Annotated in this window: 10 protein-coding genes; 8 read left to right on the top strand and 2 right to left on the bottom strand. The window is 65.1% G+C overall.

The window, feature by feature from the left end; all coding sequences use genetic code 11:
- Nucleotides 1–49 precede the first annotated feature (49 nt).
- The 5 genes from atpA (at nucleotide 50) to glmU (ending at nucleotide 5,844) form a co-directional block, all read left to right on the top strand.
- The gene (atpA, locus tag ACESL5_RS05510) at nucleotides 50–1,588 is read left to right on the top strand and encodes a F0F1 ATP synthase subunit alpha (protein ID WP_372591781.1); all 1,539 of its coding nucleotides are present in this window, start codon (nucleotides 50–52) and stop codon (nucleotides 1,586–1,588) included.
- Nucleotides 1,589–1,602: 14 nt separating this feature from the next.
- Nucleotides 1,603–2,463, top strand: a complete 861-nt coding sequence (atpG, locus tag ACESL5_RS05505) for a F0F1 ATP synthase subunit gamma (RefSeq protein WP_372591780.1) — start codon at nucleotides 1,603–1,605, stop codon at nucleotides 2,461–2,463.
- A 42-nt stretch (nucleotides 2,464–2,505) separates the two neighbouring features.
- On the top strand, nucleotides 2,506–3,894 hold the full coding sequence (gene atpD / locus ACESL5_RS05500; RefSeq protein ID WP_372591779.1) for a F0F1 ATP synthase subunit beta: 1,389 nt from the start codon (nucleotides 2,506–2,508) through the stop codon (nucleotides 3,892–3,894).
- A gap of 15 nt (nucleotides 3,895–3,909) precedes the next feature.
- Nucleotides 3,910–4,353 (top strand): ATP synthase F1 subunit epsilon, encoded by a 444-nt coding sequence (gene atpC, locus ACESL5_RS05495; RefSeq protein ID WP_372591778.1) that lies wholly within the window; start codon nucleotides 3,910–3,912, stop codon nucleotides 4,351–4,353.
- 96 nt (nucleotides 4,354–4,449) lie between these two features.
- Nucleotides 4,450–5,844, top strand: coding sequence for a bifunctional UDP-N-acetylglucosamine diphosphorylase/glucosamine-1-phosphate N-acetyltransferase GlmU (glmU, locus tag ACESL5_RS05490; RefSeq protein WP_372591777.1), 1,395 nt, complete (start codon nucleotides 4,450–4,452; stop codon nucleotides 5,842–5,844).
- Between the two features lie 10 nt (nucleotides 5,845–5,854).
- On the opposite strand, the gene hemW is transcribed toward glmU, so the two are convergent.
- Nucleotides 5,855–7,018 (bottom strand): radical SAM family heme chaperone HemW, encoded by a 1,164-nt coding sequence (hemW, locus tag ACESL5_RS05485; RefSeq protein WP_372591783.1) that lies wholly within the window; start codon nucleotides 7,016–7,018, stop codon nucleotides 5,855–5,857.
- Between the two features lie 2 nt (nucleotides 7,019–7,020).
- Nucleotides 7,021–7,656 (bottom strand): RdgB/HAM1 family non-canonical purine NTP pyrophosphatase, encoded by a 636-nt coding sequence (gene rdgB / locus ACESL5_RS05480; protein ID WP_372591776.1) that lies wholly within the window; start codon nucleotides 7,654–7,656, stop codon nucleotides 7,021–7,023.
- Between the two features lie 158 nt (nucleotides 7,657–7,814).
- Here rdgB and ykgO point away from each other — a divergent pair, with 158 nt between their 5' ends.
- The 3 genes from ykgO to ACESL5_RS05465 all read left to right on the top strand — a co-directional run bounded on the left by ykgO (nucleotide 7,815) and on the right by ACESL5_RS05465 (nucleotide 9,661).
- A complete protein-coding gene (ykgO, locus tag ACESL5_RS05475; RefSeq protein ID WP_058574874.1) occupies nucleotides 7,815–7,940 on the top strand; it encodes a type B 50S ribosomal protein L36 in 126 nt (41 codons plus the stop codon).
- A 185-nt stretch (nucleotides 7,941–8,125) separates the two neighbouring features.
- On the top strand, nucleotides 8,126–8,590 hold the full coding sequence (locus ACESL5_RS05470; RefSeq protein ID WP_372591775.1) for an Hsp20/alpha crystallin family protein: 465 nt from the start codon (nucleotides 8,126–8,128) through the stop codon (nucleotides 8,588–8,590).
- A gap of 165 nt (nucleotides 8,591–8,755) precedes the next feature.
- On the top strand, nucleotides 8,756–9,661 hold the full coding sequence (locus tag ACESL5_RS05465) for a DnaJ C-terminal domain-containing protein (protein ID WP_372591774.1): 906 nt from the start codon (nucleotides 8,756–8,758) through the stop codon (nucleotides 9,659–9,661).
- Nucleotide 9,662: the final 1 nt, after the last annotated feature.

Below are 9,662 nucleotides of genomic sequence, written 5' to 3'. Positions count from 1 at the left end.
GAGAGCTCGAGCATCTTGCCGTACAAATGAGTCGCTAAGGAGATCTTCCATGATCAACCCGTCTGAAATCAGCAGTCTGATTAAAGAGCGCATCGAAAACTTCGATGCCGGCGCAGAAGCGCAAACCGTCGGCACCATCGTCTCGGTGGGCGACGGCATCCTGAAAATCCACGGCCTGAGCGAAGCGATGCTCGGCGAGATGCTCGAGCTGCCGGGCGGCACCTTTGCCGTGGCCATGAACCTCGAGCGCGACTCGGTCGGCGCCGTCGTTCTGGGCAACTACGAGCACCTCAAGGAAGGCGATCAGGTCAAGTGCACCCAGCGCATCCTTGAAGTGCCGATCGGCAAGGAACTCCTCGGCCGCGTCGTCAACACCCTCGGTCAGCCGATCGATGGTCGTGGCGAAATCAACGCCGAAACCACTGCCCCGATCGAGAAGATCGCCCCGGGCGTCATCGAGCGTCAGAGCGTCGACCAGCCGATCCTCACCGGTATCAAGGCCATCGACTCCATGGTGCCGATCGGCCGTGGCCAGCGTGAGCTGATCATCGGCGATCGCCAGACCGGTAAGACCGCTGTCGCGATCGACACGATCATCAACCAGAAGGGCAAGGGCGTCTACTGCGTATACGTCGCGATGGGCCAGAAGGCCTCGACCGTCGCCAACGTGGTCCGCGAGCTCGAGAAGCACGGCGCGATGGAGTACACCATCGTCGTATCCGCCGGCGCTTCCGACCCGGCCGCCATGCAGTACCTGGCCGCCTACGCCGGTTGCACCATGGGCGAGTACTTCCGCGACCGCGGCATGGACTCCCTGATCGTGTACGACGACCTGACCAAGCAGGCCTGGGCCTACCGCCAGATCTCCCTGCTCCTGCGTCGTCCGCCGGGCCGTGAAGCCTACCCGGGTGACATCTTCTACCTGCACTCGCGTCTGCTGGAACGGGCCTCGCGCGTCAACGAGGACTACGTCGAGAAGTTCACCAACGGTGAAGTCAAGGGCAAGACCGGCTCGCTGACCGCGCTGCCGATCATCGAGACCCAGGGCGGCGACGTCTCCGCGTTCGTTCCGACCAACGTGATCTCGATCACCGACGGTCAGATCTTCCTCGAGACCGACCTGTTCAACTCGGGCATCCGCCCGGCGATCAACCCGGGTATCTCGGTATCGCGTGTTGGTGGCTCGGCCCAGACCAAGGCGGTCAAGAAGCTGGCCGGCGGCATCCGTACCGACCTGGCTCAGTACCGCGAGCTGGCGGCGTTCTCGCAGTTCGCTTCCGACCTCGACGAGGTGACCCGCAAGCAGCTGGAGCGCGGCAAGCGCGTCACCGAGCTCATGAAGCAGCCGCAGTACAAGCCGCTGTCGGTCACCGAGATGTCCCTGTCGCTCACCGCCGCCAACGAGGGCTTCCTCGACGACGTGCCGGTCGAGAAGGTCAACGACTTCGAGGCGGCCCTGCATGCCTATGCCGCCGATAACGCCGGCGACCTGGCCAGCAAGATCGGTGACGAGGGCAACTTCAACGACGAGATTGCCGCCGAGCTCAAGAAAGTCATCGAGGACTTCAAGGCCAAAGGCGTCTATTAACCGGGAGCGAAATCATGGCCGTAGGCAAAGAGATTCGCACCAAGATCAAGAGCGTCCAGAACACGCGCAAGATCACCAAGGCGATGGAAATGGTCGCCGCATCCAAGATGCGGCGGGCCCAGGAAGCGATGGAGGCGACACGTCCCTACGCCGAGAAGTTTCTCGAGGTAGTCGGACATATCACCAACGCGCATCCTGAGTACCACCATCCCCTGATGGTCGAGCGCGAGGTCAAGCGCGTTCTGATGATCGTGGTGACCACGGATCGCGGCCTGTGCGGCGGGCTGAACGTCAACCTGCTGAAACGCACCGGCGAAAAGATCCGTGAATACGAGAAGAATGGTGTCGAGGTCGACGTCATCCCGGTCGGCAGCAAGGGTCGGGCCTTCTTCCAGCGCTACGGGGGCAACGTTCTGACCTCCGTTACCGGGCTGGGGGACAAGCCTTCCTACGCTGCGATGCGCAAGGCGATCAACGCCGCGCTGGCCGCATACGAGAACGGCGACGTGGACCGCATCGAGCTGGCACACAACGAGTTCGTGAACTCGATGAGCCAGAACCCGACGGTCGAGCAGGTCGCGCCCCTGAAGTATCAGGAAGACGAGAGCCTGAAGCACCACTGGGACTATCTCTACGAGCCCGACTCGCAGATCGTCCTGGACGCGGTGCTCAAGCGCTACATCTCGGGCCTGGTCGTGTCCGCAGCCATCGAGAACGTGGCTTGCGAGATGGCGGCCCGTCGGATCGCGATGAAGAACGCGTCCGACAACGCCAGCGACATGATCACGGACCTGAAGCTGCAGTACAACAAGGCGCGTCAGGCGGCGATCACCCAGGAGATCTCCGAGATCGTGTCCGGCGCGGCCGCCGTGTGACGACGGCACCAACCCATTTTTCGAATTGAAAGAGGAACACACATGAGTTCTGGAAAAATTGTCGAGATCATCGGGGCGGTGATCGACGTCGAGTTTCCGCAAGACCAGGTGCCCGCCGTCTATGACGCCGTCCGCGTCGACGACACCGGCCTTGTGATCGAAGTTCAACAGCAAATCGGTGACGGCATCGTCCGTGGCATCGCCATGGGCACGTCCGACGGTCTCAAGCGCGGCATGGCCGTGACGGGCACGGGCAAGCCGATCTCCGTACCGGTCGGCAAGGGCACCCTGGGTCGCATCATGGATGTGCTGGGCAACCCCATCGACGAAGCCGGCGACGTGGAGACCGACGAGAAGTGGTCGATCCACCGCAAGGCACCGACCTTCGACGAGCAGGCGGCCGGTACCGAGCTGCTCGAGACGGGCGTCAAGGTCATCGACCTGCTCTGCCCGTTCGCCAAGGGCGGCAAGGTCGGCCTGTTCGGCGGTGCCGGTGTGGGCAAGACCGTCAACATGATGGAGCTGATCCGCAACATCGCCGTCGAGCACAGCGGTTACTCGGTATTCGCCGGCGTTGGTGAGCGTACCCGTGAGGGCAACGACTTCTACCACGAGATGAAGGACTCCAACGTCCTCGACAAGGTGGCGCTGGTATACGGTCAGATGAACGAGCCGCCCGGCAACCGTCTGCGCGTCGCGCTGACCGGCCTGACCATGGCCGAGTTCTTCCGTGACGAGGGCCGTGACGTCCTGATGTTCATCGACAACATCTACCGTTATACCCTGGCGGGTACCGAGGTGTCCGCACTGCTGGGCCGTATGCCGGCCGCGGTGGGCTACCAGCCGACGCTGGCCGAGGAAATGGGTGTCCTGCAGGAGCGCATCACCTCGACCAAGACGGGTTCGATCACCTCCGTCCAGGCCGTTTACGTCCCGGCGGATGACCTGACCGACCCGGCCCCGGCGACCACCTTCGCCCACCTCGATGCCACCGTCGTACTGGCACGTGACATCGCCGCCATGGGTATCTACCCGGCGATCGATCCGCTGGACTCGACCAGCCGTCAGCTCGACCCGCAGGTCGTCGGCGAAGAGCACTACAACACCGCTCGCGGCGTGCAGGTCACCCTGCAGCGCTACAAGGAGCTGAAGGACATCATCGCGATCCTCGGCATGGACGAGCTCTCCGATGACGACAAGGCGATCGTCTCCCGTGCGCGGAAGATCCAGCGCTTCCTGTCGCAGCCGTTCTTCGTCGCCGAAGTGTTCACCGGCGCGCCGGGTCGCTACGTTCCGCTCAAGGAAACGATCCGCGCGTTCAAGGGCATCGTGGCCGGCGAATACGATCACCTGCCGGAGCAGGCGTTCTACATGGTTGGCACCATCGACGAAGCCGTCGAGAAGGCCAACAAGATGGCTGAGAAGGCCTGATAACGGAGGTCGACAATGGCTATGACTACCCGAGTCGACATCGTCAGCATGGAAAAGCCGATCTTCAGCGGGACCGCGACGTTCGTCACGATCCCGACCGAGGCCGGCGAAATGGGCGTTACCGCCCGCCACACGCAGACGTTGTCGGTACTGCGCCCGGGCGAAGTCCGGGTGCACCAGGACGACGGCTCGATCGTGCGCTATTTCGTCGGTTTCGGGGTGGTCGAGATCCAGCCCCACGTCGTCAGCATCATCGCTGACTGGGCGCTGACGGAAGAGGACGCCAAGCAGCTCGATCCGAATGAACTCGAGGCCCGCATGGGCGAAGAAGAAGAGTACGTTCGGGAGTACGAGCAGCGTGGGCAGCTCGACTTCACCTCGGCCGAGATGATCATGATCGAGGCGGAGGAACGGCTGAAGTGGATCAAGGACATGCGCGCCGAGAGGGGCCGTCGCTGAGCGATATCCGCGAATCGATGATCGAAAAGGGGCCTCCGGGCTCCTTTTCTGTTTGTGGCCGGCGCAGGTCGGGCAATAGACGATGAGGAAAAGACAATGACCAGGCAGTCACGTTCCGAGCTCCACGTGGTGGTGCTTGCGGCCGGGAAGGGTACGCGTATGCGGTCGAGCCGCCCGAAGGTACTCCATGAAATCGGTGGGCGATCCATGTTGGCGCACTGTCTCGACACGGCCGAGGCTCTCGATCCCGCCTCCATTCGAGTGGTCATCGGGCACCAGGGTGAGGCCGTCCGGTCCGCCGAGGCCGACCGGCCCATCCACTGGGTCTGGCAGCACGAGCAGAACGGGACCGGTCATGCCGTCTGGCTGGGCATAGAGGGGCTGGACGCGGCCGAGGACGATCGCGTACTTGTCCTGTACGGCGACGTGCCGCTTCTGGGCGAGGGGCTGCTGCGTGAGCTCGCCGTGGACACGGCGCCGGTCTCGCTGCTGACGGTGCACATGGACAACCCGACCGGTTACGGGCGGATCCTGCGCGACGATACCGAGTCGGTGGTGAGGATCGTCGAGGAGAAGGACGCGACCGAAGGAGAGCGTCGGGTCCAGGAGGTGAATACCGGCATCCTCATGGCACGCTTTGGCGATCTCGTACGCTGGCTGTCGCGGTTGGAGTCGGGCAATGCCCAGGGCGAGCTCTACCTCACGGATATCGTCGAGATGGCCAGCGGCGAGGGCAAGCCGGTGCACGCGGTCATGGCCGACGACGTCTGGTCTGTCACTGGCGTGAACGATCGTCTCGCCCTTTCGCAACTCGAGCGCGTCTACCAGCAGCGTCAGGCCGAGGCGCTTGCCTATGCCGGGACCACCGTGGCGGATACGGGTCGCCTCGACGTCCGCGGGACCCTGTCCTGCGGCTTGGACGTGGCGATCGACGTGGGTTGCGTCTTCGAGGGTGACGTGCGCCTGGGAGACAACGTGCGGATCGGGCCGCACTGTGTGCTGCGCGACTGCGAGGTTGGGCCCGGGACGGTGGTGGAGGCCTTCACCCACATCGACGGGGCGGTGCTGGCCGGCGACAACCGGGTCGGCCCCTACGCCCGCCTGCGCCCGGGAAGCGGCCTGGACAGCCGGGCGAGGATCGGCAACTTCGTCGAGATCAAGGCCAGCCGGATCGGCGAAGGCTCGAAGGTCAACCACCTCTCCTACGTGGGTGACTCGACCGTCGGCGACGACTGCAATCTCGGCGCAGGGACGATCACCTGCAACTACGATGGCGCGAACAAGCACCACACCCGACTGGGCGACCGCGTTTTCGTCGGCTCGGCGACGCAACTGGTGGCCCCGGTGTCTGTCGGTAGCGACGCGACCATTGGTGCCGGCTCGACGATCACCCGCGACGTGGGCGATGGGGCGCTGGCCATCGCACGCGCCCGTCAGAAGGAGATCGCGGGCTGGCAGCGGCCTCGCAAGAAGACCGACCCGGATACTTGACGCCGACGGGTCAGTCGTCCGGCAGGAAGCGCGCGAGCACGTCGTTGAGGAAGCGGTGACCGCGTTCGGTGGGGCGTATGTCCCGGATATCCCACTCGATCAGCCCGTCCTCCTCGAGCCCCCGCAGCGTCTTCGATGCCACGGCGATAGGCATGCCGGTGCGTTCCTGGAAAAGGCTGACCGGGAACCCGTCGGTCAGGCGCAGGGCATTGAGCATGAACTCGAACGGTAGTTCGCGGCGCGGGATGTCGTGCGCCTCGATGTTCGCCGCGGTGCCGGCGCGTTCCAGATACTGATTCGGGTGGCGGCTGCGCACGCGTCGCTCGACCCGGTTTTCCGCCGGCAGCGTGATCTTGCCATGGGCGCCGGCGCCCAGTCCCAGGTAGTCGCCGAAGCGCCAGTAATTGAGATTGTGCTCGCACTCGTGGCCCGGGCGGGCGAAGGCGGAGATCTCGTAGTGGCTGTAGCCGGCGTCGACCAGGCGGGCCTGACCGGCTTCCCCGATGCGGTCGAGCGTCGCCTCCGGCGGCAGGGCCGGCGGGCTGAAGGCGAAGGCCGTGTTGGGCTCGATGGTCAGCTGGTACCAGGACAGGTGCGGGGGCTCGAGGGTGATCGCTGTCTCGATGTCCGCGAGTCCGTCTGCCTCGGTCTGGCCGGGCAGGCCGTGCATCAGGTCGATATTGAAGCTGTCGAGACCGGCATCGTGGGCCGCCTCGATGGTACGCCACGCGGCCCGACGGTCGTGGATGCGTCCCAGCCGTTCCAGCGAGCGGTCGTCAAAGCTCTGCACGCCGATCGACACGCGGTTGAAGCCGATGGCGCGGTACTCGGCCAGTCGCGAGGCCATGTCCGTGCCCGGGTTGACCTCCAGGGTCAGCTCCCGGGTGAAACGCAGGTCCAGCAGCGCGCGCAGGCCGGACATCAGCCGGTCGAGCGCTTCCGGCGAGAACAGACTCGGCGTGCCGCCGCCGAGAAAGACAGTCTCGATGGGACGCCCCCAGATGAGTGGCAGCTCGGGCTCGAGATCGCGCAGCAGCGCATCGACGTAGTCGGTCTCCGGCAGCTCCCGCCCCTTCAGGCCGTGGGAGTTGAAATCGCAGTAGGGGCACTTCTCCACGCACCAGGGCAGGTGGACGTAGAGCGAGAGCGGCGGATTGTCGGAAAATTGCAGCAGGCTCATGATGCGTGCGCGAGATCGATCTCGGCCAGACGCTCGATCAGTATCTTGAGTGCCCGGGCGCGGTGGCTGACGCGGTGCTTCTCGTCCGGGTCCATCTCGCCGACGCTCATGCCGTGCTCCGGCGAGAAGAACAGCGGATCGTAGCCGAAGCCGCGCTCGCCGCGCGGAGCGTCCAGCACCTCGCCTTCCCAGGCGCCCTCGACGACGGTGGGTCGGGGGTCGTCGGCATCGCGAACGAAGGCCAGCGCGCAGACGAAGCGGGCGGTCCGCGGCGCGTCGGGATGTTCGGCCAGCTCCTCGACCAGCCGGGCGTTGTTCTCCGCATCCGTGGCGTCCTCGCCGGCGAAACGCGACGAGTAGATGCCCGGTCGTCCGTCGAGGGCGTCGACCACCAGTCCGGAATCGTCGCCGATAGCCGGGTGCCCCGTGCGAGCGGCAGTGTGGCGCGCCTTGATCAGGGCGTTGCCGCGGAAGGTGTCGTCGTCCTCGACCGGCGAGGGCACGGACCACTGTCGCTGGGAGACGAAGCGCAGCTGGCGCAAGGCCGGGTGACTGTCGGCCAGCACGTGGCGCATCTCCTCGAACTCGGCCATCTTGCCGTCGTTGTTGGTGGCGATCACGATGTCTGTCATTCAGGCGTCCCGGTAGTTGTGTGCAGTGCAGCCTGCGAGGATACCTGCAACCGTCTCGCCATGCAGTCTTTCCCGAACAGGGATTTGCCATTGCGTCCCCGATCGGCTATATTGCCGCGCTTTGTGTGGAACCGAGCGGATTAGCGAAAGGGGCGTCCATGAAAATTCTGTCTTCTCTCAAGTCAGCCAAGAAGCGGCACAAGGACTGTCAGGTCGTTCGTCGCCGCGGCAAGGTTTACGTCATCAACAAGACCAACCCGCGCTTCAAGGCTCGTCAGCGCTAAGCTGACCGGTCCGAAGTCCGCGTGTCACGAGGCCCCGCTCCGGCGGGGCCTCGTCGTTTCCGGGTGCCGGTCACGCCTGCCGTTTCCCGATCCCGTGCCCAAGGTCTTGAAAAACCCGGTAGCTGGCCTAAATGTTCAGGGGTGTACAGAGACAGGTCACAGGACATCGGAAGGAGGTGTTGCAGATGGCAATCGTACGCTACAAGCCGGAAGGACAGTCCCGCACCCAGCCTTGGGGCATGCTGGATCAGCTCTACCGCGAGATGAACTCGCTTTTCGAGCCCAGCCTTGCCCAGGGCGGCGACGAGGGAAAGCTCGAGATCGCGGACTGGTCGCCGGCGGTCGACATCAAGGAGAACGACGACAGCTACGAGCTGCACGTCGACCTGCCGGGCGTCGACCCGAAGACCGTCGAGGTCACTGCCGACAACGGCGCCCTGGAGATCAAGGGCGAGCGCAATTCCGAGCTGAAGAAGTCCCAGGAGGGCTACTCGCGCATCGAGCGCCACTACGGGCGCTTCTACCGGCGCTTCACGCTGCCGGATCAGGTGGATGCCGACAACATCAAGGCCTCGTCGGACCACGGGGTGCTGACTGTCACCATCCCGAAGGCGGAGACCTCGAAGCCTCGCCGCATCGAGGTCGGCTGACCGGGAGCAGCTGCCGGAGGGGAAAGCCCGGCTCGGCCGGGCTTTCCTGATTCTGCCGCCATCGGGCCCGATTCCGGGTCGCCCCGAAAGCACGCCGGGGAGTGCTTGGCGGGCTTTCGAGGCGTTCCGGAAAACGCAACCAGACCGATTCGGAGGATTACCGGCGTGAAGTACCACGACTATTACGCAACGCTTGGCGTGGCGCGCAACGCCTCCCAGGACGAGATCAAGCGCGCCTACCGCAAGCTCGCCCAGAAATACCATCCCGACCGGAACAAGGGCGAGGGTGCCGAGGACAAGTTCAAGGAGATCAACGAGGCCTACGAGGTGCTCGGGGATGCCGAGAAGCGTGCCCGCTACGATGCACTGGGGTCGGGGTATCGCGCCGGCGATGACTTCGGTGCCGGCCCGGGCGGCTTCGGTGGGTTTGGCGGCTTCGGCGGCGCTGACGCCGGCGAGGCCGACTTCTCCGATTTCTTTTCCCAGATCTTCGGCGGCGGTTTTGGTCGCGGTGCCGGCGCGGCTGGCGGTGGCCATGGCGGTGCAGTGCGCGGCCAGGACGCCGAGGCGGAGGTTGTCGTGCCGCTGTCGCTGCTCGTCAGCGGCGGGTCTCATTCGGTGCGTCTGTCGGACGGACGCGGCGGTTCGCGCACCCTGAAAGTCAACGTGCCGGCCGGGACGCCTCCGGGACGCCGCATTCGGCTCTCCGGACAGGGGCAACCGGGTCCGATGGGCGGCCCCCCGGGCGATCTCTACCTGGTGCTGAATCTTCGGGACGAGGATCGCGACCGTGTCGACGGGAAGAACATCCTGCAGGAGCTCCCGATCACGCCCTGGGAGGCCGCGCTCGGGGGCAAGGTGCCGGTCACCCTGCCCGACGGCAAGAAGGTCAACATGAGCATCCCGGCCGGGTCGCAGTCGGGTCGCCGGCTGCGCATCCCGGGCCGGGGCTTCCCCGGCGGGGATCTGTTCCTCGTGCTGATGATCCACACCCCGCCGGCGGACAGCGACGAGGCCCGTCGACACTACGAGCAGATGCGGGAGGACATGCCCTTCGATCCGCGCCACTGAG

This window comes from Guyparkeria sp. (assembly GCF_041687595.1).
Classification (GTDB): domain Bacteria; phylum Pseudomonadota; class Gammaproteobacteria; order Halothiobacillales; family Halothiobacillaceae; genus Guyparkeria.
The sequence above is the reverse complement of the archived record's forward strand: the minus strand, read 5'-3'. Positions and strand labels throughout refer to the sequence as shown.

Coding starts and splice junctions, on each gene's coding strand:
- atpA (WP_372591781.1), top strand. CDS start 50: ATGATCAACCCGTCTGAAATCAGCAGTCTGATTAAAGAGCGCATCGAA.
- atpG (WP_372591780.1), top strand. CDS start 1,603: ATGGCCGTAGGCAAAGAGATTCGCACCAAGATCAAGAGCGTCCAGAAC.
- atpD (WP_372591779.1), top strand. CDS start 2,506: ATGAGTTCTGGAAAAATTGTCGAGATCATCGGGGCGGTGATCGACGTC.
- atpC (WP_372591778.1), top strand. CDS start 3,910: ATGGCTATGACTACCCGAGTCGACATCGTCAGCATGGAAAAGCCGATC.
- glmU (WP_372591777.1), top strand. CDS start 4,450: ATGACCAGGCAGTCACGTTCCGAGCTCCACGTGGTGGTGCTTGCGGCC.
- rdgB (WP_372591776.1), bottom strand. CDS start 7,656: ATGACAGACATCGTGATCGCCACCAACAACGACGGCAAGATGGCCGAG.
- ykgO (WP_058574874.1), top strand. CDS start 7,815: ATGAAAATTCTGTCTTCTCTCAAGTCAGCCAAGAAGCGGCACAAGGAC.
- ACESL5_RS05470 (WP_372591775.1), top strand. CDS start 8,126: ATGGCAATCGTACGCTACAAGCCGGAAGGACAGTCCCGCACCCAGCCT.